Raw genomic sequence first — 23,474 nt, 5'->3', positions numbered from 1 at the left:
GACCTCGGGGAAAGAGAGCACGAACCGAGATGCGCGCGGCCGTCCGGGCGGGAGACGCTTCCTGATCGAGCCCGAAGGTCACGGGCAGGTGCAAGGGGGTACGCGCATGCACAGCAGCGTCATCGAGGCGGGGCGCGACACGTCGTCGACCATGAGAGCGGACGCCCGGCCGGCGGCCCCGCCGAGACCGTTCGCGGCCGTGGCGGACGCGGTCGTCCCTCGAATCGTCGACACACTCCTGCGGCACCGGGACGAATTGCACGGCGTCCTCACCCGTGTGGCCACCGCCCAGGCCGCGAACGACGAACTCTTCCGCTCGTTGCGCGCGCTCTCCGGCGCACCGTGGGAACTGCTGCGCAATGCCCCGCGGCGGCTCGGCCGCCTCGCGACCTTCCTGCCGTCGAACAACCTGCTCTACTCCTACGTCCTGTTCGGCGTCATCCCCTCGCTGTACACCGACGAGGTCCGCATCAGGCCCTCCGCACGGGTCGCGCCGGCGGCCATGGCCGTCCACGAGATCCTCGGCCCGCACCTGCGCGGCACGGGCGCCGGACGGATCGTCATGGAACCGGTCTCGCAGAAGCGGTTCCTCGCCGACTGCGCCCGCTCCGACGCCGTCGTCTTCACCGGGCAGCCGGACAACGGCCGCGCGGTCGCGGCCGAACTGCCCGGCGACGCGCTACTGCTCACCTTCGGCTCCGGCCCCAACCCGCTCGTCGTCGGCCCCGGGGCGGACCCCGACGCGGTCTGCCGTACCGTGCTCGACGCCCGGCTGTACAACTCGGGCCAGGACTGCCTGTGCACCGACATCGTCTTCGTCCACCGCTCGCTCGTCCGCGAGGTCGTACCCCGGCTCACCGGAGCGCTCGCCGCGATCCGCGTGGGCGAGCGCGGCGACCCCGCCACCCGGGTGGCGCCGCTGGTCTATCCGGACGCCGTGCAGGACGCGGCGGAATTCCTCTCCGCGTACCGCGAGTTCACCGTCCACGGCGGCCGGGTCGACCTCACCGGCGGCGTCGTCGAGCCGACCCTGCTGCACCTGCCCTGGCAGGACGCCTTCCACCCGCCCGAGTTCTTCTCCCCCGTCGTGCTCACCATGGAGTACGACGACCCCCGGCAGATCACCCGGTGGCTGCACTCCGCCGAGGAGCGGGCGCGCGGCATGTACGTCTCCGTCTTCGGCGAGCCCGCCCTCACGGGCGCCACACGCATCGCGACCAGCGTGGTCTGCGAGGAGCGCATCACCTTCGACGTGGAGGACGGCAACCGGCCCTTCGGCGGCTACGGCCCCCTCGCCGGCAGCGTGCACCGCAACGGCACGGCCACCGGGCGCCCCCTGCTGCTGTCCGCCGAGGCCGCCGCCGGGACCCGGCGGTGAGCGCGGCCCCGGCCCCGCCGGCGGCCCGGGAACGCGTCGTACCGGCCGCGGTCCGGGAGCCTGCCGCACCCACCGCGTCCGTGACCCGGGGCAGCGCCGTACCGTTCCCGCCGGCCGCCCCGGCGCATGTCGTCGTGGACCCCCCGGTCGTCCGCGGGCGGGCCGCCGGGGATCCGCCTCCGCCACGCGCCACCGGGGTTCGGCGGCTGGCCGCCGATCCGGAGGCCGTCGACGCGGTCGGCGAGGCGCTCGCCGCGCTGCACCAGGGCGCGGCCGCCGGGACGCGGGTGCCGGTCGTCCTCTCCGCCGGGGACTACAGCGTCCACGCCGCCGGCTCCTTCGCCGCCCACTGCGACGACCCCGCCCGCCGCCTGCGCCCCGCCGACTCCGTCGGCCTCGAACCGTCCGGTCTGCTGCGCCGGTTCACCGAACTGACCGGCTGGCGCGGACCCGGCTACGTCATCGGCGAACCCGCCGGCGACGGCACCGCCGCCCTCCGCTTCGCCCGAGCCCTGGCCGCCGGCCGGGTCCCCGCCGTCTACCTCTGCGAAGTCCTGCGGCGCCCCGACACGGGCGCCTTCTGGGCCGTGGCCGCCCGCGTCCGCCGCGCCACCACACAACCCCCGCGACCCGACGGCGCGCCGCCGCCCTTCGGAACTCCCGCACCCGCGGACGCCGCCGCCGGGCTCGATCCGGACACCCGCCGCCGCAGCGCCGTCCTGCGCGCCCACCTCCGTCCGTGCCCCCACGACCCCGCCGAGGAGCAGCAGTGAGCGCGACCCCCGAACAGCACCCCTGGCACGTCGTCGCCGGCACCCTCGCGGACGCCGGATGCGACCTCGTCGTCGGGCTGCCCTCCGACGAACCCGGACTGATGGACGCCGCGCGCACCACCCCCGGACTGCGCGTCCTGGGCGTGCGCGACCAGCGGGCCGGCGCCTGCGCCGCCATCGGCCACGCGGCCGTCTCCGGGCGGCCCGCCGTCCTCGCCGTCAACTCCGGACCGAGCTTCGCCAACGCCCTCACCGGCCTGCTGGAGGCCTCCTCACTGGGCGCCCCCGTCATCGTCGTCACCACCCGCGTACCCGCCCTCGGCATCGGCCGCGGCGGCTTCCAGCACACCGACCAGGCGGCCATGGCCCGGCCGCTGACGAAGTGGGACTTCCTCGTCGAGGACCCGCGGCAGCTGACCTGGGCGCTGCGCCGGGCCGTCCACCTCGCCGTCAACGGCGGCCCCGGCGTGGTCCTGGTGGAGATCGCCGACGAGGTGCTGCGCGCCCCCGCCCCCGAGCGGCGGCCCGCCCCGCCGGTACGCCGCCTGCGCTTCGCCGCCGACACCGAGGAGGTACGCCGCGCCGCCCGGCTGCTCACCGGGGCCCGCCTGCCCGTCGTCGTCGCCGGCGGCGGCTGCAAGCCCGCCGGCGCGGGCCCCGCCGTACGGCGGCTGGCGGAACTGCTGGCCGCGCCGCTGTTCACCACCGCCGCCGGACGCGGCCTCGTCGACGAGGAACACCCGCTGGCCTGCGGCCTGGTGGGCCTGTACACCACACCCCCCGCGGACCGGCTGCTCCGCGAGGCCGACGTCGTCCTCGCGATCGGCTCCCGCCTGGAGGAGACCGCCCGCATGGGCTGGGACGGCCTCGAGGACAAGACACTCATCCACGTCGACGTCGACCCGGCCGTCTTCCACACCGCGACCGAACCCGAGGTGGCCCTGCTCGGCGACGCCGCCCTGGTGGCCGGCCAGCTCGCCGACGCCGTCGTCGCCGAGGCGCCCGCGGTGACCGCCGCCGGCGCCGCCCGCCGGGCCGACACCGCGGCCGTACGCGCCGGGATGCGCGCCCGCCACACCGCCGCGGACGGCCCCGACCTGACCGTGCCCACGGCGCTGCGGCTGCTCCAGGAGTCCGTGACCCGCGGGGCGACCCTCGTGCAGGAGAACGGACTGCACGACATGTGGGGCTACCACCACCCCGTGGTGTCCGTCGGCGACGGCGCCCGGGTCATCACCCCCGGCGAGCAGACGATGGTCGGCTTCGGCCTGCCGGCCGCCGTCGGCGCCGCCCTCGCCGACCGCACCCGGCGCACGGTCCTGGTCTGCGGCGACGGCGCCTTCGAGATGGGCCTCGCCGCCCTGCCGACGGCCACCGAACTGAATCTCGGCCTGACCGTCCTGGTGCTCGACAACCGCGGTTACGGCTGGCCCCGCTTCGTACGCGCCGAGGAAGGCGCACCCGACACCCTCACCCGGTTCACCGCACCCGCGCACACCGACGCCGCCGTCCGCGCCCTCGGCGGTCTCACCGCGCGCTGCACCACCCCCGCCGAACTCGCCGCCGCCCTCGACGACGCGGCCAAGGCCCACACCGAGGGCCGGACGACCGTCATCACCGTCCCGGTCCGCGACGACGACGTCCCCGTCGGCGTCCGCCGGGTGTTCGACGCCGGCCCGCCCGCCGGAGCCGCCGCGTGACCGCCCGCCCCGGCGCGGCCGCGGCCCCGCGCCTGACCGTCGACGGGCAGCACGTCCCGGCCGCGCACCTGGCCCGGCTCGTCGACCGCACCGCCCGCCGGCTCACCGCGGCGGGAGCGGGGCCCGGCCGCGCCGCCGCGCTCGCCTCCGACCACCCGCTCACCGCCGTCGTCACCGCACTCGCCGCCGACGCCGCCGGCGCGCCGCTGCTCCTCGACGGGGCGGCCCCCGCCCGGCGGATCGCCGCGGCCGCGGCCGTCCACGCGACCGCCTCGGGCGAACCCCTCGTCGTGGCGCACACCCGCCCGCTGGCCCTGCTCGAGGACACCGCGGCCGTCTTCTGGACCTCCGGCAGCTCGGGCGACCCCAAGGCGGTCGCCGTCCCGGCCGGCGCCCTCGCCCACCAGGGCCGCGCCACCGCCGCCCGGATGGGCGTCACGGCACAGGACCGGCTGCTCCTCCCGCTGCCGCTGCGGCACGCCTACGGGCACAGCGTGCTGCGGGTGTGGCGCACCACCGGCGCCCATCTGTACGCCGAGTCGGGTTTCCACCTGCGCGGCACGCTGACCCGGCTCGCCACCGAGGGCATCACCTCCCTGGACGGCGTCCCCACCATGTACCGGATGCTCGCCGCCGAGGCCGCCCGGAACGGCGAGTCCGCCCGGCTGCTGGCCGGCCTGCGGATCCGCGGCTGCGGCGGCGACGTGCTGACCCCCGGCCTGTACGACGACTTCCTGGCGGTCACCGGGGCACCGCTGCACGACGGGTACGGACTCAGCGAGGCCGGCCCCAACGTCGCCCTCAACGCCCCGGGCGACCTGCGGCCCGGCACCGTGGGCCGCCTCCTCGACGGAGTCCGGGCCCGCGTCGCGGGGCCGCGGCGCGAGATCGAGATCGCGAGCCCCGGCCTGATGCTGGGCTACCTCGACCCGGCCACCGGCGGCCTCGACCGCGGCGCGTTCACCGCCGACGGCTGGCTGCGCACCGGCGACACCGGCACGGTCACGGCCGACGGCTGGCTGACGGTGGGGGGCCGGATCAAGGAGATCCTCGTGGTGCACGGCGAGACCGTCGCCCCCACCGTCGTCGAGGACGCGGTGCGGGCCGCGGCCGGCGTCGTGGACGCCGCCGTCGTCGGCGTCCGGCGCGGCGACCGCGGCGACGCCGTATGGGCGTTCGTCGAGAGCCCCGACGCCGACCACGCGGCCGTGGCCGGCCGCGTCGCCGAGGCGTGCCGGCGCCACCTGCCCCCGCACGCCCGCCCCCGCACCGTCCGCGTCCTCGACGCACTGCCCCGCACCGGCAGCGGCAAGCACGACCGCACCCGCCTGCGGTCATGGGCCTCGGCCACGACAGCGGTGGCCGCATGACCGCCGTGGCCCTGGCCGGGCTCGGCCTGATCAGCCCGCTGGGCCCCACCCCCGGCGCGTTCTGGCGCGGACTGCTGCACGGACGGCGGGCCTTCGGCGAACACGGCTGCCCGCAGGGCGACTTCCGCAGCCGCGTCGTCGCCGCCGTACCCCCCGGTGACTGCACCGCCCCGGCCGGACGGCGCAAGGAGGCCCTCGCGACGGCCGCCGCCCGCCAGGCCCTCGCCGCCGCCGGGCTCACCGGTCTGCCCGACGGCTCGCTGCTCGTCGTCGTCTCCCAGGCGCCCGCGCTCGGCACCACCGCCGCTGAGCAGGACGACGACTTCGCGGGCCCGCACCCCGAGGCGCTGCTCACCGCCTGCCGCGCCGACGCCCGCCGCACGCACGTCGTCCACCTCTCGCACGCGTGCGCGTCCGCCGCGTACGCCGCCGCCTTCGCCCGCGACTGGCTGCTGTCCGGTCTCGGCAGCACCGCCCTGATCGTCGGAGCCAGCGCGCTCAACCGGTACGAGTACGCCAGCATGGACGTCGTCAGGACGCTCAGCCCGCACGGCGCGCGGCCCTTCGACGCCGACCGCGACGGCATCACCGTCGGAGAGGGCGCAGGCGCGGCCGTGCTGGAGACGGCCGGGTCCGCCCGCGCCCGCGGGCACCGGCCCGAGGCCTGGCTCACCGGAGCCGCCTGCGTGGTCGACACCTCCGAGTCCGTCGCCTCCGCACCCGCCGCGGTCCTCGACTGCATGCGGGCCGCACTCGACGACGCCGGCACCCGCCGCGTCGACTACGTCCACGCGCACGCCACCGGCACGGTGCAGGGAGACGCCGCCGAGGCCGAGGCCGTCGCCGGACTCGCCGCCGCCCTCGGCCACGGCCCGCTGCCGGTGAGTTCCCACAAGGGCGCGATCGGCCACCTCCTGCACGCCTCCGCCTTCCCCGGTCTCGTGGCCGCGGCCGGCTTCCTGCGCGAGGCACGTGTCCCCGGCACGCCGGGGCTGCGCCGTCCGGCGTCCCTGCCCGACGGCGTGCTCGCCCTGGACCGCCCGCGCCGCGCCGCCACCGCCGGACACGTCCTGGTCAACAGCTTCGGCTTCGGCGGCAACAACGCCTCCCTGGTGCTGTCCGCCGCCGGCGGCCGGTCCACGAGCCCGTACGAGGAGACCGCATGACCGTCACCGTCGTCACCCCGACCAAGGGGCGGCCCCGCTCGCTGAGGCGGGCGCTGCGCTCGGTCGCCGCGCAGGAGGGGCTGAGCGCCGCCCAGGTGGTCGTCGGCGACGACTGCCCCCACCTCCGCGACGAGGACCGACGCCGGGCGCTGGAAGAGGAGTTCCCGCACGCCCGGTTCGTCAACGTCGCCCCCGGCGACCATCCGGACATGCCACGCGACTACCTGCCGGCCCGGCTGTCCTACCTGCGCAACCTCGGGGTCGGCCTCGCCCGCACCCCCTACGTCGCCCACCTCGACGACGACAACGCCTACGCCCCCGGCCACCTGCGCTCCCTGGTGGACCTGCTGGAGCGCAACCCGCAGGCCGGCGTCGCCCACAGCTGGCGCCGTCTGCTCACCGAGGACGGCGCCGAGTTCGTGCCGGACGGCGAGGACCCCTGGCACCCGATACCGCGTCAGCGGGCCGCCTCCTACCGGACACTGGCCCGCCACGGCGTCTTCGTCCCGGGCTCGCCCGTCGTCCGCGACATGATGCGGATGACCGGCGACGGCATGCTGAACCGGGTCGACACCAACGAGCTGCTGCTGCGCCGCGAGACCCACGAACTCGTCCCGTTCCCCACCGACTTCACCGTCTGGCAGCGCATCCTCGAGACGACGGAGGACATGGCGCTGTGCGAGCGGCTGCTGCGGGCCGGCGTCGTCGCCGTGTGCAGCGAACAGGACACCGTCGACTACTACATGGGCGGTTTCTCCAACGCCGCCGCCCTGGTCTGACGCCCGGCGCTCACCCGAGGGCGGCCAGCCGCTCCACGGCCCGGGCGTCGAGGTCGTGGATGCGGTCCACCCGGCGGCGGCAAAGGTCGAGCGCCTCGGCGGACCAGGAGCGGCTGAGCAGGAACACCAGCCGGGCCAGGTCGACGAAGGCGGCGGACGAGGCGCGCAGCAGAGCGGCCGCCGCCACGACGGCCGCCCCGTGCGCGCCGCCGCCCTGCTCCGGGACGTCCCGGAGCAGGGCGGCGGCCAGCAGCTGGCGGTCGCCGGCGACCTGCCGCTGCAGCGGCCCCGACACGCGCATGCGCAACACCGACGAGCGGCCGGGGTGCTCCTCCAGCCCGGCCAGCACGTCCGGCAGCGTGCGCAGCCCGGCGAGGCCCTCGTGCGGCGAGTCCGGTTCGGTCAGGTTCCGCACGGAGCGCGCCAGCAGCAGGTGGCGTTCCTCCGCCCAGTCCCCGGCGGGGGCACCGGTGTCCCAGACCAGCACCGGCCGCCCGGCCAGGCCCCGGCGCAGTTCCTCGGCGGGCACGGTGCCGCGGTTGTCCGTGAAGCCGCTGCCGCGGCGGGTGTTGCGGTCGGCGGCCCAGACCGTGTCCCCGTCCAGGCGGTGCACCAGAAAGGTGTGCGGATAGCCGGAGAACGGCACGCGGTAGAACTCGGAGTGGCGCATGCCCCGCAGGTCCGGCGAGACCGGCACGGCATGCCCGCGGGCCAGCTCCCGCTCGACGACGTCGAACGCGTGGTCCTCGTCGTCCGGGCTGGTCTCCCAGCGGGCCCGGACGCCGCGCTGGAAGCGGGGCGCGTGGTAGTCGGTGTCCAGACCGCCGTACAGGGTGAGGAGTTCACCGTCGGCGGTGCGCTCCACGGCGAAGTTGAGCGGCTGGGCCAGCGCCCGGGCGGTGTCCCGGAACCCGGTGGCGTACAGGCTGTCGCGCAGGCAGTGCACCCAGCAGGAGATCCGGGAGTGCGCGAGATCCTCGACGTCGTCCAGCGAGGCACCCAGGTAGGGGAAGGCGTCCGGGAGGCCCCCGCTCATGCCGCCGCGCTCCCGGCCACCGGCGCGGACCGGCCCGTCTGCACGACGGACTCCTCCGTCTCCGCGGCGGACTCCTCCGTCTCCGCGGCCGCCTGCTCCACCGCCGGCGCCGGCCGGTCCGGTACGAGCCGGGTCACCAGCACCAGGACCGGCAGGGCCATCGCGAGGCCCACCAGGACGGCGCCGGCGAAGACGCCCCCCCGGTCGACGAGGACACCGCCCGCGACGGTGCCCGCCACGAGGAAGACGTCCGAGAGCGGCACCAGGGTGGCGTAGTAGCGGCCCTGCAGACCGGCGGGCAGGCGCTTTTGGACCTCGGCGAAGTAGACGACGGAGGCGATGGACTCGAAGACCCCCGCGAACAGCAGCAGGGCGAGCGCCAGGTACCACTCACCCGTCGCGACCAGCGCCACCCAGCACACGCCTTCCAGCACGTTGCCGAGGACGTAGACCCAGCCCTGGTTCCAGGAACGGAAGACCGCCGCCGCCATCCCGCCGAGCGCGCCGCCCAGCCCCATGGCCGCCAGCAGATAGCCGAGCATCCCGGGGACGTGCCCGAAGCCGTGCAGCGAGTACGCGGCGAGGAAGGTGCGGCCCAGGCCCAGCGCCACCATGTACGTGAACGCCGTGGCCGTCAGCGAGGACAGCCGCCCGTCCCCGCGCACCATGCGCACCAGCTCGCGCGCACCGCCCGCCACCGCCCGGGCCCAGCCGGCGAGCCGGCCGCCCACGGCGGAGGCCGTCCGCGCGCCGGACGCGGCCGCTGCCCCTGCGGCGGCACCCGCCGCGGCCGCCGATCCGGCGCCGGCCGTCCGGGGCAGGCGCGTCAGCAGCGCGGCCGCCACCAGCGCGGTCGCGGCCTCGGCGGTGAACAGCCAGTCGACGCCCGCGACGGCGGCGATCGGCCCGGCCACCGCCGGCCCGAGGAGCTTGGGCACCCGCTCCGCCGTCACGATGAGCCCGTTGCCCTCCAGCTCGCTGCCCTCGGGAATCACCTGCGGACGCAGCGCCATGGTCGCCGGGAAGCCGAACATGTAGCCGATGCCGATGGCCAGGGCCAGCAGCTGGATCTGCCACATCGCCGTGGTGAACGGGAACAGGGCGGCGGCCAGACCGCTGCCCAGCGCGGCGAGCGTCGCCACGCGGCGCGGGTCGTGCCGGTCGACGACCTGCCCGGCGAGCGCGCCGAGCAGGATGTTGGGCAGGAACCGGGCGGCGAGGGTGAACCCCACCTCCAGGCCCAGGCCGTACCGCTGCATGACCAGCAGCGGCAGGCCGACCGTCGTCATGGCGGACCCGGTCTCCAGCACGAACAGCGAACCGACCAGGCGCAGCGCGCCGGGGCTGCGCAGCACCCGGGCGAAGCCGCCGCCCTTCGTGGTGGACGTCTGCGTGTCGTCTGTCATGTCCCTCACCTGTTCGCGGCGGCGGTCACCGGAGCGCGCAGGGCGGCGTCCTGGGCCGCCCGGCATCTGCCGAGCACGTGCTCGGCGAAGTCACCGGGAACGTCGAGCTGGCGTAGCCGTACGGCGATCGTCGCGAGCAGGTCGCGTGCCGAGGCGGCGGCCGCCGCCGCGTGTGCGGGCGTCCCGCCGGGGGAGATGCCGACGACGGCGGCCAGCGGCATCCCCGTCTCGATCATCTCGTGGATAGCCTCGGCATGGCCCTCCAGCGCCCCGCGGCGCAGCGCGTGCAGGCCGAAGCTGACGTGCCGGGACTCGTCCCGGGTCATCGCCGTGAACCCGGCCCGCATACCGGGCAGCAGGGGGATGCGCTGCAGGCCGCGCACCAGACCGCGCTGGCCGTGCAGGGCGAGGACGCCCTCGGTGACGAGGTGGAAGAAGGTGACGGCCCGCAGCCAGCGCTCGTGGTCGCGCGGGGCGTCGTACAGCTCCCGCAGGACGGTGTTCTCCAGGGTGTGCACGGCGCGGTTCGCGGGGCTGAGCGTCGACCAGGAGGCGATCAACTGGTCGCGCAGGCAGTCGTCGAGGCCGAGCAGTTCCTCGGCGAGGCGGCTGACGAACACGGTGTGCCGGGCCTCGTCGGCGGCCTGTGTCCCCAGGAACAGCAGGTACTCCTCGTCCGTGCAGCCGGCGAGGATCGGGCTCATCAGGTCCAGGCCCGTGTACTCGCCGACCAGGAAGCTGGTGACGAAGGACGTGAGGGAGTCACGGGCGCCGGGACCGAGCAGGTGGTGCCAGTGATGGCGGTCCCGCTCCAGGTCGATGTCGGAGGCGAGCCACTGCTGCCGCTCCCAGCGGCGGTAGAGGTCACGAGGGTCGAAACGCCGCTCCAGGGTGTCCCCGGCACCGCCCAGCAGGGCCTCGGCGTCGAGCCGGGACAGCTCGTCCAGGCCGGCCTCGTCGAACAGCAGCGTCGTCCAGCGCACCCGCCGGCGTCCTTCCTCTCGTCCCGTGATGCCCGCGCGGGACGGACACCGCCCCACGCGATCCGCCGGCCGGTGTCCCGCGACGGGACGCCGCGGTACCGGCCGGCCGGATCACTGTGCGCGTCGGCCTGGTCAGGCGGCCTTGGTCATCACAGCGGTCTCGATCTCCGCGGCGATGCCGGCGTAGAGCTCCTCGTGGGAGTCCTTGATGCCGTCGAGCCACGCCTCGAACGCGGCGGCGTCGTCGGTGCTCGGAGCGGCGTCGCCGGTCTCCTCGACGATGCGCTGCTGGATCTCGGTGCTCAGTGCGGTGGCCATGTACCCACACCTCTCTGTCGGGCGGGCGGCAGCCCGCTGGAGAAGAAGACGGGGACCGTACGGCCCCGGCTCCCTGGATGCTTTCAGCGCGCCGTGCCACGGCGCATCTTCTGAACTGCTATGACCAGCCGGAGGGTTGACCGGGGGCGGCGACGCCGACGGCGTGCGCCACCAGCCCGGCCACCGCGACGGGTTCGAAGTTGACGGCACTGGACCAGCCGCCGTCCGCGAGCCGGAACCAGAGGGAGCTGGTGATCACCCCGGCCGGGTGCTGGTCCTCCACCACCTCGTCGCCCTCGGACCAGCCCTCGCAGGTGTGGTCGACCGCCGGGTCGGGCAGCACCACCCGGAGCACCGGGCTGTCCAGGGAGGGCCCGGACCGGATGTTGGCGTCACGCCACACGGGCCCGAGCGGGGCCCGCAGAACGTGAATGCCGCCGGTGGACACGGACATGGTTGTCTCCTTCCGCCGCGTGCCCCTCGCACGCGGCCATGGGTTGCGCGGGACGGGACTTCGGTCAGGCGACGGCACCGAGCACGGCCGGCCGGGCGTCCTCGGCCCGCTTGCCGCCCAGCCACACCACCTGGGACACCATCTGCGTCAGGCGCTCCACGTCCGGCGCGGGCTCCCCGCCGTCCGCGGCCGGCTGCTCCGGCGCCCGCGACACGGCCACCCCCACCGGCGTCGGCCAGCCGCGCAGCGCGTGCCCGATGGTGCGCAGTGTGGTCAGCGTCGACACCGCGCCCTGCGCGGCCGAGCCCACCGCGACCGTGCCGATCGACCGCCCCTGGAGGTAGGGCACCGGCCCGCCGATGTCGTTGACGTAGTCCAGGGCGTTCTTCAGCAGCCCGGACACGGTCGCGTGGTACGTCGGCGACACCAGGACCACGCCGTCGGCGGCGCGCAGCTCCTCCAGGAAGCCGGTGACGGCCGCGTGCCGGCCGGCCAGCCCGGGCCGGTACGCCGGGAAGTCGATCTCCGTGCCGGTGAACACACGGGCGGACGCGCCCTGTTCGGCGCACCGCAGGGCGCACCACTCGGCCACCCGGTCGCAGGTCGAACCCGGGCGCAGTGATCCGCTGATCAGGACGATGTGCGGTGCCCCCATGGCGGTGGCCCCTTTCCTCGGACGGACGGTGGTCGTCGCGGCCGGCGCGCGGCCCGGTTCCGGACGGCTGGGCCGGGGCCGCCAGCCGACGACGTCGGCGAGGTCCGCGTCCTTGCGGCCGGCGGACCTCATGTGCGCGTTGCGCCGCTCCTCGCCCGCCCGGTCCGCGCCCTGGTCGAGTGCGCCCTGCCGGCGGGAGGCGAGGACGACGGCCGCGGCACGCTCCATGCGCTCGCGGGCGTACCCGGCGAGCGCGTCCGCCACCGGGGCGGACGAGGCGAGCGCCTCGGCGAGCACGGCGGCGTCCTCCAGCGCCAGGTTGGCCCCCTGGCCGAGGGCCGGGACCATCGGATGCGCGGCGTCGCCCAGCAGCGCCACCCGGTCGTCCACCCAGCGCGGGGCGGGATCGCGGTCGTGGATGTCGGTGACGACGACGTCCTCCGGGTCGGCGGCCCGCACGAGGTCCACGACGGGGGCGTACCAGCCCTCCAGGGCGTCCAGCAGAGCCAGCCGGGCCCCGGCCGGCCCCAGGGCGGGCCACGCCCCGGGCGGCGCGGTGATCTTTGCGGTCCAGTACAGGGTGTCGTCGCCCACCGGGGCGACGAACAGCTGGATGCCGCGTCCGTTGACGACATGGCCGCGCTGCCCCAGCGCCGAACCGGTCGTCCGGCCGCGCACCGAGGTGTAACCCCGGTACGTCGGCGGGCCGTCGTCGAGCATCCGGGCGCGTACCGCCGAGTGGATGCCGTCGGCGCCGACGAGCGCGTCGCAGGTGGTGACGCCGCCGTCCGACAGGTGCACGGCGACCTCGCCGGGGCGCACGGTGTAGCCGGTGACGCCGGTCGCCAGGACCACGGCCGCGCCCGCGGCGAGCGCTTCGTCGAGCAGGGCGCGGTGCAGCGCGGAACGCAGCACGGGAATCTGCGGAAGCCCGCCGGAACCCGCACCGACGGGCTCCTCGGCGAGCACCGTGCCCCGCGCGTCCATCAGGACCCGCACCTCGTCGGGCAGGCCGGGCCGGCCCGACGCCCGGATCCGGGCTCCGATCCGCGCGCCCAGGGCGTCGGCGGCCCGCACCCCGTTGGGCTGGAGCACGAGCCCCGAGCCGCCGGTGCCGATCCGCTCCGCCCGTTCCAGGACGGTCACGTCCAGGCCCCGGGCGGCCATGCCGGCGGCCGCCGCGAGCCCCCCGACACCGCCCCCCGCGACCACCACCGACCGTTTCCTCGCCATGTCATTCCCTCCCGGCGGCGAGCGCCGCCCGCTGCGATCCGTCCCCGGCCGCCGCCAGCAGGCGGCCGTCGTACGCGCCGAAGGTGCCCGAGGCGGCGTCCCAGACGGTGCGGCCCGCCCGCAGGGTGCGTTCGACGCGCCCGGTGAACGTCCAGCCCTCGTACGCCGACCAGCCGCACTTGCTCTCCACGTCGTGCGCCGAGAACATCCACGGCGTGTCCGGCGCGAAGAGGACCAGGTCGGCGTCGGCACCCGGGGCGATCCGCCCCTTGCCGGGCAGCCGGAACAGCTCGGCGGGCCGCTGCGACAGGTGCCGCACCAGACGCGTCACCGCGACGTCCGGGTCCTCCTCGGGCCGTCTGCGGCGCATTCCCGTCCACACGGCGACGGCCAGCTCCTGCACACCGGGCAGCCCCGGCGGCGAGGCCGCCGCCGACCGGGTCTTCTCCGCGACGGTGTGCGGGGCGTGGTCGCTGCCCAGGGTGGCGAGCTGACCCTCCGCCAGGGCCCGCCACAACCGGTCCTGGTCCGCCCGGGAGCGGATCGACGGCGACAGCCGTGTCCGCGCGCCCAGGCGCCGGGTGTCCTCGTCGGTGAACGACAGATGGTGGCCGGTGACCTCGAAGGTGACCGGATGCCCGGCGGCCTGCGCCGCGCACACCAGATCGGCCTCCTCGGCGCTCGACAGGTGCAGGATGTGGGCCCGGGTGCCGTGGCGCCGTGCCAGTTCGACGACCTTGGCGACGGCGACGATGCCGCCGGTGCGCGGCCGGTGCCGCTCGTAGTCGAGATACCCGGACGGCTCCCCCCACCAGGCGTCGAGCAGCGCGAACAGCCCGTCGTCCTCGGCGTGCAGGACGAGCTGGACGCCCGCCTCGGCCGCCGCCGCGAACGCCTGCTCCAGCACCACCGGGTCCCGGACCACCGTCGGGGCCGTGTGGTGGCCCGCCATGAACACCTTCGCACTGGTCGCCACCGCCGGGTCGAGGTCCGCCAGCAGCCGCGGGCGCGCCGGATCGACCCCGATGTGGAAGCGGAAGTCCACCAGCGAACTGCCCCGCACCAGACCGGCCTTGTCGAACAGCGCCTGCGGGTCCAGCGTGGGCGGCACCGTGTTCGGCATGTCCATCACCGTGGTCACGCCGCCGCGCACCGCCGCCCGGCTGCCGTGCTCCCAGTCCTCCTTGTACGTCAGCCCGGGCGTCCGGAAGTGCACATGGGAGTCGATCAGCCCGGGCAGCACGTAGTGGTCGCCGGCGTCCAGGTGCCCCGCCCCGGCGGGCACCGGGCCCGGACCGGTGACGTCGGTGATCCGGCCGCCGCTGATCAGGACGTGCCCGGACCGCACACCGTGCGGCGTCACCAGCCGGCGGCCGCTGACGACGAGTTCGGGCACGGGGCTCAGCCGGTCCATGCCGCCGCCACCAACTCCCGGCACAGGTCGTTCGTCGGACCCATGAAGGCGATGCCGCGCGCGTCGGCGAGCAGCCGGCCGATCGGTGCCCCCTCGCGGTACCCGGCCGAGCCCAGCATCCGGGCGACGTCGAGGCAGATCTCCTCGGCGGCCACGGACGCGTGCAGCTTGCTGTGCAGCGTGGTCATCCCCGGCTGCGCCGAACTGCGGGCACCGGCCCGGGCCACCACGGCCCGTGCCGCCTCCAGACGGGTCGCCAGGTCCACCAGCCGGTGCCGCACGGTCGGCAGCTCCAGCAGCCCCTGCTTCCGCGCGTGCCGCACGGCCAGGTCGAACGCGGCCCGCGCGATGCCCACGGACACCGCTCCCAGGCTGGCGCCCGACTCGCGCACACCCGCGATGACCGACGCGGCCCCGCCCTCCGGCCCCAGCCGGTCGGCGTCCGCCACGACACAGCCCCCGAGGGAGAGGAGCCCGGTCGCCGAGCCGCGCATCCCCGCCAGATCCAGGCCGAGGTCCGCGACCAGCCCCTCGGTGCCCGCCTCCACCAGGAAGAACGTCTGCCCGTCCGACCCGTACCCGTGCGCGGTGCCGCCCGGCCGGCCGGTCTGCACCAGCACCAGGTACACATCGGCGACACCGGCGCCGGTCGTGAACGTCTTCGAGCCGTCCAGCCGCCAGCCGCCGTCCGCGAGACGCTCGCCGCTGCTGGCCAGGTTCCGCTTGGCGGCCCCGGCACCCGTCTCGCTCCACGCCGACGCGGCCAGCCAGGTGCCGTCGGCCAGCAGCGGCAGCCACCGCCGCTGCTGCTCCTGCGTGCCCCACTCGGCGATCCGGGCCGACACGGCGAAGTGCTGGAAGGCGATGATGGCCAGCGACGGATCGACGGCGGCGATCTCCTCGACGACCTGGTTGACCGCGGCCGCGTCCCCGCCCGCGCCGCCGTAGCGGGGCGCGACGGCCGTGCCCAGCAGCCCGCCGGCGCGCAGCGCCGCCAGCGCCTCCCGGCCGGGCACACCGGCCGGAGCGCTGCGTGCGGCGGACTCCGACAACCGGGCGTGCAGCTCGGCCGTCAGCAGCGGTCTCACACCGCTCCGGACAGCGCCAGGCATTGGGCGACCTCCTCGAACTGAAGATGACTCAGGGGTGTCAGGGCGAACGAGCCCTGGAAGCTGACGTGCTTGTGCGCGACGGTCGCCCACAGCAGGGCGCCCTCGTCGCGGGCCGTCCCCGCGGCCGAGGTGACCGCCGTGACCGCCGTACGGCCGCCCGGCGTGATGATGTCCACCAGGCCGTCGTCCGTGCCCTGTTCGCGGGCGATCCGCCAGGGCAGCGTGCCGGGGATCCGCATCGCCGTCCCCAGACAGACCGCGCCGGTCAGGGCGATCGACGGGTGCCAGCCCGGCACCGTCACCGCCCGGGCCGCGACACCGCCGTCCGCGCCCGGCAGCACCGCCGCGATCTTGGGGAAGGCCCCGCCGCGCGGCCAGCCGAGCAGATCGGCCGCCGCGCCCCGCAGCGACTCCAGCCGCTCGAGCAGCCGTCCACCGGCGTCGAAGAGCGCCGCCTGGTCCGCAACGCCGAGCGTGCGGGCGTCGACGAACGCGTAGGTGTTGGAGCTGGCGACGAGGGAGACCTCCACCTGCTCCCCGCCGTCGGCCAGCACGGTGCGCGGCCGCCCGTCCGGCAGCAGGTCCGCGAAGGGCAGCGGCGACGGCTGGACGAAGGTGACCGTGAAACCGGCCATGTCCCGCTCGACGCGCTCGGCCTCGCACACCACGCTGTCGCCGTTGTTGCGCACCCGCACCCGGATCCGGGCTCCCGGCACCAGCCGCGGCAGCATCCCCGAGCGGGAGGCCGCCAGCACCGACGCCAGCACCGAGTGACCGCACGAACCGCGCAGGTCGAACCGGTCCGGGGCGCCGGGCAGCGCCTGCACGAACCGGTAGTCCAGGTCGAACATGGGATGCGCGGACGGCTCGATGAGAGCGATCTTCAGTACGTGCGCGCCGCCCGCCGACGCCAGATAGCTGCGGGCCTGCGTGAGATGGGCCAGCAGCGCCCCGTCCTCGCGCGGCAGCCGGCCGGCGTCCAGCACGAACGTGGGGCAGGGGCTGCCCGCCGCGTACGCCAGGTGCCCGATCACGCCGCCACCGCCAGCGGTCTCGTGCCCCCGGGCGCCTGCGCTGCCGTACCACGCCCGTGCAGGGAACGCCGGAACTGCCCGTCCCACACCTCGTGCACCAGCAGCGTCCACAGCGCCAGCGCCGCGGTGTCGTCGGGCCGTTCGGCCTGCGCGGTGAAGAGGTCGTCGACCGCCCGGCCGTCCAGCCGTCCCGCCGCGGCGGTCCGGTCCGGCGCCAGCAGATCCCGCGCGTACTCCCACAGCGTGGTGCCCGGCCGCAGCATCGCCGTCACCGGCAGGGTGAACGGCTGCTTCGGCCGGGACAGCACCCGGTCGGGCAGCAGCCCGGCCGCCGCCGCGTACAGGGTGCGCTTGACCTGGCCGCCCTGGATGCGCCGGTGGTCGGGCAGCGGGCGGCCGAGGGAGAGGACCGAACGCTGGCAGAACGGCAGCCGCGCCTCCACCGAGGAGGCCATGCTGAGGTGGTCGACCCGGCGCAGATGGTAGGCGGGCAGCCGCTGCTCCAGCTCGAACCGGGTGATGCGGTCCAGGACGGTGCCGGGGCCGTGCAGCAGATCCTGGCGGGCCGCCCCGGGCAGCGCCGGGTCGGCGGCGACATGGGCCCGGTAGGCGTCGGTGTACAGCCGGCCGCGCAGCGCGGCCGGCACGGCGGACAGCGCGTCCAGGTAGGCCGGCGCCCAGTCGGCGCCCGCCGCCGCGCGCTCGGTGGCCAGCCGCATCCGCTCGTACCCGCCGAACACCTCGTCCGCGCCGTCACCGGTGAGCGCCACGGTGAAGCCGGCCTCCCGGATCGCCCGGAACAACGCGTACGTGCTCAGCGCGATCGGATCGGCGTTGGGCTGCCCGAGGTGCCAGACGGTGTCCTCCAGCAGGCCGGGGAAACCGGCCGGGTCGATCTCCACCTCGTGGTGGACCGTACGGGCCCGGTCGGCCACCTCGCGCGCGAAGTGCCGTTCGTCGAACGGCCAGGTGCCCCGGTAGGCGATGGTGAAGGTGTGCTGCGGCCCGTGCTCGGCCGCGAGCGCCGTCACCAGGGAGGAGTCCAGGCCGCCGGAGGTGACCACGGCGACCGGCACGTCCGCCTCCAGCAGCCGGCCCACCTCGTGACGCAGGGTGCGCCGCACCTGCCGGGCCGCGGTGAACCCGTCCCCGGGCCCCGCCGCGCCGTCCGGCACGTGCGCGGCGCGCCGCCGCACCCGCGGTCGGCCGCCCAGCTCGCACACCCAGGTCGTGCCGGGCTCCAGCACCTCCACGTCCTCGTACATCGTCCGCGTGCCGAACGGCGTACGGGTCGTCAGCAGGGCGTCCAGCGCCGACTCGCGCACCCGTCCGCCGATCCCGCCGAACCCCAGCAGCGCGGGCAGCTCCGAGGCGAAGTACAGGGACCGGTCCGCCGGGTCCCAGCGGTGGTACAGAGGCTTCATCCCGATGTGGTCGGTGGCCAGCAGCAGCCGCGGCACCGCGCCCCGCGTGTCCACCAGCGCCAGCGCGTACATGCCGTCGAGGTGCTCGGTGAACTCCTCGCCGTACTCCAGGTACAGCGCGGGCAGCACCGATCCGTCACAGCGGTCGGGGATCACATGGCCGAGCGACTCCAGCCGGCGGCGCAGTTCCTCGTGGTTGTAGATCTCCCCGTTGAAGACCACCTGCACCGGACCGCCCCGCCCGTACGGCTGGCGGCCGCCGTCCAGGCCGACGACGGCGAGCCGGTTGCTGCCCAGCCCCCACCCCGCCCCCTGCGCGACACCCGTCGCGTCCGGGCCGCCGTGCCGCTGGAGGGCGGCCACGGTCCGCATCACGTGCGGCGTCGACGCCGCGTTGAAATAGCCGAAGATCCGGCACATCTCTGTTGCCTGTCTTTCCTCGGGGACGGCGGATCAGCGGGCCGTCGACAGATAGCGCTCCCCGCTGTCGGGGAACACGGTGACGACCGTGGCGCCCGCCCAGCGGGGCTGGGCCGCCACGGCACGACTCGCCCAGGCGGCGGCGCCCGACGAGATACCGACCGGCAGACCGGTCGCGCGGGCCACCTCGTCCGTGGTGGCCGCGGCCGCCTCGTCCGTGACGGCGACCACCTCGTCCACCAGGGTGAGGTCGGTGATCGGGGAGACGTAACCGGCGCCGATGCCGGGAATGCCGTGCGGGCCGGCCTCACCCCCGGACAGCACGGCGCTGCGCGCCGGTTCGACCGCGACGACGTGCACCGCGGTGCGCTCCTTCAGATAGCGGGCGGTGCCCGTCAGCGTTCCGCCGGTGCCGACCCCGCACACCAGCACGTCGACACGGCCCCATGCGGCCTGCCAGATCTCCGGGCCCGTCGTCTCGTAGTGCGCCCGCACGTTGGCGGGATTGCGGTCCTGGTGCGGCACCCACGAGCCGGGCAGGCCGCGCTGCAGCTCCTCGGTGTACGCCCAGGCGGCCTGCAGACCGTCCCCGTGCGGCACGAGGTGCACCTCGGCGCCCAGCCGGCGCAGGATCAGACGGCGTTCCTCGGTGGCGTTGTCGGGCATCACGACGATGCACCGGTGGCCGCGGCGGGCACACAGCGCGGCCAGCGAGATGCCGGTGCTGCCGGAGGAGCACTCGACGACGGTGCCCCCGCTCGCGGGCAGCAGCCCCGCCTCCTCGGCGGCCCGCATCATGAACAGCGCGGCCCGGTCCTTCACGCTGGCCAGCGGGTTGGCCGCCTCCAGCTTCGCCAGCAGCCGCACCGAACCGGCCAGCCCCGGCAGCGGGACCTCCAGCAGCGGTGTGTTCCCGACCAGGTCCTCCAGGGACCCGGCCGCCCCCGCGACGGTGCCGCTCACCTCTGTCGTCATCTCTCCCCCCGTCCGCCGAACTCAGGCCGGTTTCAGGCCGCGCGCCGCGCGCAGATGCGCGGCGGCCGCCTGCTGAAGGTGGGTGATGTCGCTGGAGACGGTGGCGAAGGTGAAGCCCTCCGCGAGCCGCTTCGCGGCGCTCTCGCCGTCCGGCACGTGGATGCCGCAGGCGATGCCGTGACGGCCGGCGGCCTCCGTGATCCTCCGCAGCGCGGCCTCCAGCGCGTCGGCGGCCGCCGGGTCGCCGAACCAGCGCGCACCGAGCGCCGCCGACAGATCGGCCGGCCCCACGTACACCGCGTCCAGGCCCTCCGTGGCGCAGATGGCGTCCAGGTCGTCCAGCGCGGACGCGGTCTCGATCATCACCACGCACGCGACCCGGTCGTCGATCTCGGCGGGTACGGATCCCAGCCGCAGCTCCGCCCGGACCGGACCGGCCAGACTGCGCGTTCCCACGGGATGGTGCCGGCACGCCCGCACGGCGTCCCGCGCCTGCCGGGCGCTCTCCACCATCGGCACGATGACGCCGCGCGCCCCGGTGTCGAGGGCGACCCCGATGGCGACCGGGTCCGGCGAGGGCACCCGGATCACCCCGGCGGAGCGGCCGCGGGCGTCCACGGCCAGCATAGCGGTCTGCCAGCCGGGCTGGTGCGTGACACCGTGCTGGCCGTCCACACCGATGTAGTCGTAGCCGAGCCCGGCGATCCGCTCGGTCGCCACCGGAGCGTCCAGGGAGATCCAGTAGCCCACCAGGTGCTCCCGGCGGCGCAGCCGCGCCGCGAACCCCGGATCCGGACCGGAGACGGACGCCATGGTCACTCCCCTTCCTTCAGCGCGTAGCTCCGCTTGCCGTCGAGGCCGACGGGCACGTCGCCGGTGATGGACACCCGGTGGAGCACCCGCTGGTGGCGCCCGTAGTCGTTCACCGCGAAGTGCTGCGTGCTGCGGTTGTCGAAGATCAGCACGTCGCCCGGGCGCCAGCGCCAGCGCGCGACGTTCTCGGGCCGGCGCACATAGCCCTGGAGCACGTCGAGGATCGGCCGGGACTCACGCGGTGCCACACCGAGCAGCCACTGGGCGAAACCGCCGAGGAACAGGCTCGGCTCACCGGACTCCGGGTGCACGCGCACCACCGGGTGGGCGGCCTCGAACCGGCGGGCCAGGAACGCCGCCCGTACCTCGTCGCCGCGCTCGGTGCCCAGCCGCGGCTGCTCCGCGTGGTTGGTGTGCACGGCCCACAACCGGTCGGCCACGGCCCGCAGTTCGGCCGGCAGGTCCTTGTAGCCGGCGGCCGCGTTCGCGACCAGGGTGTCCCCGCCGTACGGGGGCAGCACCACACTGCGCAGGGTCGTACCCAGCGACGGGGTGGTGGTGAAGCTGATGTCGGTGTGCCAGTGGTCGGCACGCTGGTCCTCCCCGTCGACGGGGATCACCTGCGGGGTGCCGTCGACGGTGCGCATCATCGGGTGCGGCTGGGTCAGCGGGCCGAAACGGCCGGCGAAGGCGAGCTGGTGGCCGTCGGTGATGTCCTGGTCCCGGAAGAAGAGGACCTTGTATTCCAGGAATGCCTCGTGGATCTGCCGGAAAACGGAATCCGACAGCTCGGTGGACAGATCGACGCCCATTACCTCCGCGCCGATCCTGCCACCGATCCGGCGTATGTCGAACGGGGACACCAGCATTCCCTCCGAATATGTCAGGGTCTCGCGAGGCCGAACCGGCGGAGGAGTGCGGGCACGGCACCGCAAGTCCTTCCCGGGTTCGATCACAACACGTGGCTCAATCCGGTGGCAACGGAAGCCGAAAAGGCACGACGACTTCACCAACTCGCACCCCGGCGAGTGCGTAAAACCCGGGAGAAAGAGCCGACTTGTTCAAGTCGTATTCCGTGTGCGGCCTTGGCTTGTCAGCGTCACGGCGCCACGGGGATTCTCTACATGCCGCGCCCTCGAAATCGTTCTCCGGAGCAAAGGACCGCTGACATGCCAGTGATCACCGTCAACTGGTGGCAGGGTAACGACCGGCACGCGCGGAAGGAGTTGGTGGCGGGCATCACCGACGTCGTCACGCGCGTGTCCGGCTGCCCGGACGACGCCGTGACCGTCATCGTGCGGGACGTGGAGCCGGACCACTGGGGCAAGGGCGGTCAGCTCGCCGACGAATCCCGATCCTGGCGAGGCCGGCGATGACCCTGGGCTCCCTGCATCCCAACATCCGGCTGCGGATCGCGGTCGGCTTCGTCCAGCGGCTGCTGTCGGTCATGATGATGCCGCTGCTCGTCATCCACCTGGCGGCCCTCTACGGCGCAGCCGTCGCCGGTGCCCTCACCGTCTGCGTGGCGGCGGCGGGCATCACCGCCAACTTCCTCGGCGGACACCTCGCCGACGTCCACGGCCGGCGCCCCGTGATGGTCGCCGGCGAGCTCGGCACCACCCTCAGCTTCGGCCTGCTCGCCCTGGCCAACTCGCCGTGGTGGACCTCCGGGCCCGTCACGTTCGGCCTGTTCCTGCTCAACACCTGCTGCTCGCAGGTGGCCACGCCGGCGGCCGACGCGATGATGGTCGACGTCTCCACTCCCGAGAACCGCCCCCTCGTCTACACGATCAACTACTGGTCGATCAACCTGGCGTTCACCGTGGGCGCCCTGATCGGCGGCTTCCTCTACGATGGCCACTTCCTGCAGCTGCTGACCGGTGCCGCCGGACTGTGCCTGCTGACCACCTCGGTGATGTGGCGGTGGATCAGCGAGACCGCACCGCGCGACGGCAGGGCACCGGCCGGACCGGCCGCCATGCTGCGCGGCTACCTCGCCGTGGCCCGCGACCGCGTCTTCCTGCGCCAGCTGGCCGCGGCCGCACTGATCGCCGCGGTGGAGATGCAGATCGGCTACTACATCGCCGTACGCCTGTCCCGGCAGTTCCCGCAGCAGACCCTGCTCGCGGTCGGCGGCCGACGGCTGGACATCGACGGCGTCGCCGTCCTCGGCATTCTGCGGGCGGTCAACGCCGCCCTCGTCGTCGCCCTCGTCCTGACCGTCAAGACGCTGCTGGCGCGGGTCCCCGAGCGGGTCCGGCTGTACGGCGGGATCGCCGTCTTCACCGCCGGCTACATGGTCTGGGCCGTCAGCGACGTCGGCTGGGTGCTCATCGCGGCGGCCGTCCTGCTGACCTTCGGGGAGATCGCCAGCGTGCCCGTGCGCCAGGCGCTGCTGGCCGACCTGATCGACCCCGAGGCCCGCACCAAGTACATGGCCGCATACGCCCTCAACGCCCGGATCGGGCTCCTCGTCGCCGCCCTGTGCGTCACCCTCGGCGCGTTCGTCCCCGCCCTCGGCATGAGCCTGCTGTACGGGACGGCCGGCTGCGCGGCGATGCTGCTGTACCGGTCCGTGCTCGGCGTGCGCGCCGCCCGCGCCGCGGACGAGAACAAGGTCCCGGCCGCCGCCTGACCTGCCCAAGCGTCACGCGTCCGCGGTGCCGGCCGTGACTCGGGCAGGTCCGGTTGCGGGCGGCCCGCGGCCACGGATCTCATGCGGCCATGACGAAACGGCTGTTCACCTCGGAGTCGGTCACCGAGGGCCATCCCGACAAGATCGCCGACCAGATCAGCGACGCCCTGCTCGACGCGCTGATCGGCCAGGACCCGGACGCCCGCGTGGCCGTGGAGACCCTGATCACCACCGGCCAGGTCCATGTGGCCGGCGAAGTGACGACCACCGCGTACGTGCCGATCGCCGAGCTGGTCCGCGACAAGATCCTCGAGATCGGCTACGACTCCTCCAAGAAGGGCTTCGACGGCGCCTCCTGCGGCGTGTCGGTGTCCATCGGCGCGCAGTCCCCGGACA

The 23,474-nt window shown here is 75.1% G+C and carries 22 protein-coding genes; 9 read left to right on the top strand and 13 right to left on the bottom strand.

Translation table 11 applies throughout. From position 1 onward, the window contains the following. The first annotated feature begins 106 nt into the window (after positions 1 to 106). Genes ACF08B_RS35135 through ACF08B_RS35110 form a run of 6 tightly spaced genes read left to right on the top strand, consistent with a single transcriptional unit; the run spans position 107 to position 7,166 of the window. Entirely contained in the window at positions 107 to 1,378 is a 1,272-nt protein-coding gene (locus ACF08B_RS35135; protein ID WP_392321094.1) for an aldehyde dehydrogenase family protein, read from the top strand. Further along, positions 1,375 to 2,151, top strand: a complete 777-nt coding sequence (locus ACF08B_RS35130) for a hypothetical protein (protein WP_392321093.1) — start codon at positions 1,375 to 1,377, stop codon at positions 2,149 to 2,151. The genes ACF08B_RS35135 and ACF08B_RS35130 overlap by 4 nt, the downstream gene beginning before the upstream one ends. Continuing rightward, positions 2,148 to 3,851 carry a thiamine pyrophosphate-binding protein gene (locus ACF08B_RS35125; protein ID WP_392321092.1) on the top strand — a complete coding sequence of 568 codons (1,704 nt, stop codon included), beginning with the start codon at positions 2,148 to 2,150 and terminating at the stop codon, positions 3,849 to 3,851. The genes ACF08B_RS35130 and ACF08B_RS35125 overlap by 4 nt, the downstream gene beginning before the upstream one ends. Then, on the top strand, positions 3,848 to 5,221 hold the full coding sequence (locus tag ACF08B_RS35120) for a class I adenylate-forming enzyme family protein (RefSeq protein ID WP_392321091.1): 1,374 nt from the start codon (positions 3,848 to 3,850) through the stop codon (positions 5,219 to 5,221). Before ACF08B_RS35125 ends, ACF08B_RS35120 begins: the two co-directional genes overlap by 4 nt. Next, positions 5,218 to 6,387, top strand: coding sequence for a beta-ketoacyl synthase N-terminal-like domain-containing protein (locus ACF08B_RS35115; protein ID WP_392321090.1), 1,170 nt, complete (start codon positions 5,218 to 5,220; stop codon positions 6,385 to 6,387). Before ACF08B_RS35120 ends, ACF08B_RS35115 begins: the two co-directional genes overlap by 4 nt. Further along, positions 6,384 to 7,166 (top strand): glycosyltransferase family 2 protein, encoded by a 783-nt coding sequence (locus ACF08B_RS35110; protein WP_392321089.1) that lies wholly within the window; start codon positions 6,384 to 6,386, stop codon positions 7,164 to 7,166. Before ACF08B_RS35115 ends, ACF08B_RS35110 begins: the two co-directional genes overlap by 4 nt. 10 nt (positions 7,167 to 7,176) lie before the next feature. Here the strand turns inward: ACF08B_RS35110 and ACF08B_RS35105 are convergent, their stop codons facing one another. From ACF08B_RS35105 to ACF08B_RS35045, 13 genes are all read right to left on the bottom strand, one after another. Beyond that, positions 7,177 to 8,202 carry a hypothetical protein gene (locus ACF08B_RS35105; protein WP_392321088.1) on the bottom strand — a complete coding sequence of 342 codons (1,026 nt, stop codon included), beginning with the start codon at positions 8,200 to 8,202 and terminating at the stop codon, positions 7,177 to 7,179. Continuing rightward, complete coding sequence (locus ACF08B_RS35100; protein WP_392321087.1) at positions 8,199 to 9,608, bottom strand: MFS transporter; 1,410 nt, start codon at positions 9,606 to 9,608, stop codon at positions 8,199 to 8,201. The genes ACF08B_RS35105 and ACF08B_RS35100 overlap by 4 nt, the downstream gene beginning before the upstream one ends. 5 nt (positions 9,609 to 9,613) lie before the next feature. Continuing rightward, a complete protein-coding gene (locus ACF08B_RS35095) occupies positions 9,614 to 10,591 on the bottom strand; it encodes a ribonucleotide-diphosphate reductase subunit beta (protein WP_392321086.1) in 978 nt (325 codons plus the stop codon). Positions 10,592 to 10,723: 132 nt separating this feature from the next. After that, positions 10,724 to 10,909: a hypothetical protein gene (locus ACF08B_RS35090; protein ID WP_073901700.1), complete on the bottom strand. Its 186-nt coding sequence runs from the start codon at positions 10,907 to 10,909 to the stop codon at positions 10,724 to 10,726. Positions 10,910 to 11,027: 118 nt separating this feature from the next. Beyond that, on the bottom strand, positions 11,028 to 11,363 hold the full coding sequence (locus ACF08B_RS35085) for a hypothetical protein (protein WP_392321085.1): 336 nt from the start codon (positions 11,361 to 11,363) through the stop codon (positions 11,028 to 11,030). A gap of 64 nt (positions 11,364 to 11,427) precedes the next feature. Next, positions 11,428 to 13,251: an NAD(P)H-dependent oxidoreductase gene (locus ACF08B_RS35080; protein ID WP_392321084.1), complete on the bottom strand. Its 1,824-nt coding sequence runs from the start codon at positions 13,249 to 13,251 to the stop codon at positions 11,428 to 11,430. A gap of 1 nt (position 13,252) precedes the next feature. After that, positions 13,253 to 14,665, bottom strand: coding sequence for a dihydroorotase family protein (locus tag ACF08B_RS35075; RefSeq protein ID WP_392321083.1), 1,413 nt, complete (start codon positions 14,663 to 14,665; stop codon positions 13,253 to 13,255). Further along, positions 14,653 to 15,753, bottom strand: a complete 1,101-nt coding sequence (locus ACF08B_RS35070; RefSeq protein WP_392321162.1) for an acyl-CoA dehydrogenase family protein — start codon at positions 15,751 to 15,753, stop codon at positions 14,653 to 14,655. Before ACF08B_RS35070 ends, ACF08B_RS35075 begins: the two co-directional genes overlap by 13 nt. Further along, positions 15,750 to 16,811: a PrpF domain-containing protein gene (locus tag ACF08B_RS35065; RefSeq protein WP_392321082.1), complete on the bottom strand. Its 1,062-nt coding sequence runs from the start codon at positions 16,809 to 16,811 to the stop codon at positions 15,750 to 15,752. The genes ACF08B_RS35070 and ACF08B_RS35065 overlap by 4 nt, the downstream gene beginning before the upstream one ends. Beyond that, complete coding sequence (gene asnB / locus ACF08B_RS35060; RefSeq protein ID WP_392321081.1) at positions 16,808 to 18,655, bottom strand: asparagine synthase (glutamine-hydrolyzing); 1,848 nt, start codon at positions 18,653 to 18,655, stop codon at positions 16,808 to 16,810. The genes ACF08B_RS35065 and asnB overlap by 4 nt, the downstream gene beginning before the upstream one ends. A 33-nt stretch (positions 18,656 to 18,688) precedes the next feature. Then, the gene (locus ACF08B_RS35055; RefSeq protein ID WP_392321080.1) at positions 18,689 to 19,630 is read right to left on the bottom strand and encodes a PLP-dependent cysteine synthase family protein; all 942 of its coding nucleotides are present in this window, start codon (positions 19,628 to 19,630) and stop codon (positions 18,689 to 18,691) included. Positions 19,631 to 19,651: 21 nt separating this feature from the next. Then, on the bottom strand, positions 19,652 to 20,443 hold the full coding sequence (locus tag ACF08B_RS35050) for an HpcH/HpaI aldolase/citrate lyase family protein (RefSeq protein WP_392321079.1): 792 nt from the start codon (positions 20,441 to 20,443) through the stop codon (positions 19,652 to 19,654). Between the two features lie 2 nt (positions 20,444 to 20,445). Further along, the gene (locus ACF08B_RS35045) at positions 20,446 to 21,306 is read right to left on the bottom strand and encodes a TauD/TfdA dioxygenase family protein (RefSeq protein ID WP_392321078.1); all 861 of its coding nucleotides are present in this window, start codon (positions 21,304 to 21,306) and stop codon (positions 20,446 to 20,448) included. Between the two features lie 306 nt (positions 21,307 to 21,612). Between ACF08B_RS35045 and ACF08B_RS35040 the strand changes: the two genes are divergently transcribed. From ACF08B_RS35040 to ACF08B_RS35030, 3 genes are all read left to right on the top strand, one after another. Beyond that, positions 21,613 to 21,819 carry a 4-oxalocrotonate tautomerase family protein gene (locus ACF08B_RS35040; protein WP_392321077.1) on the top strand — a complete coding sequence of 69 codons (207 nt, stop codon included), beginning with the start codon at positions 21,613 to 21,615 and terminating at the stop codon, positions 21,817 to 21,819. Beyond that, entirely contained in the window at positions 21,816 to 23,078 is a 1,263-nt protein-coding gene (locus ACF08B_RS35035) for an MFS transporter (RefSeq protein ID WP_392321076.1), read from the top strand. The genes ACF08B_RS35040 and ACF08B_RS35035 overlap by 4 nt, the downstream gene beginning before the upstream one ends. 89 nt (positions 23,079 to 23,167) lie before the next feature. Next, positions 23,168 to 23,474 (top strand): S-adenosylmethionine synthetase N-terminal domain-containing protein (locus ACF08B_RS35030; RefSeq protein ID WP_392321075.1); only part of this gene is annotated, 307 nt, incomplete at its 3' end.

The organism is Streptomyces sp. NPDC015139, assembly GCF_043079785.1.
Classification (GTDB): Bacteria; Actinomycetota; Actinomycetes; order Streptomycetales; family Streptomycetaceae; genus Streptomyces; species Streptomyces albidocamelliae.
This window is presented reverse-complemented; position numbering and strand designations above follow the sequence as displayed.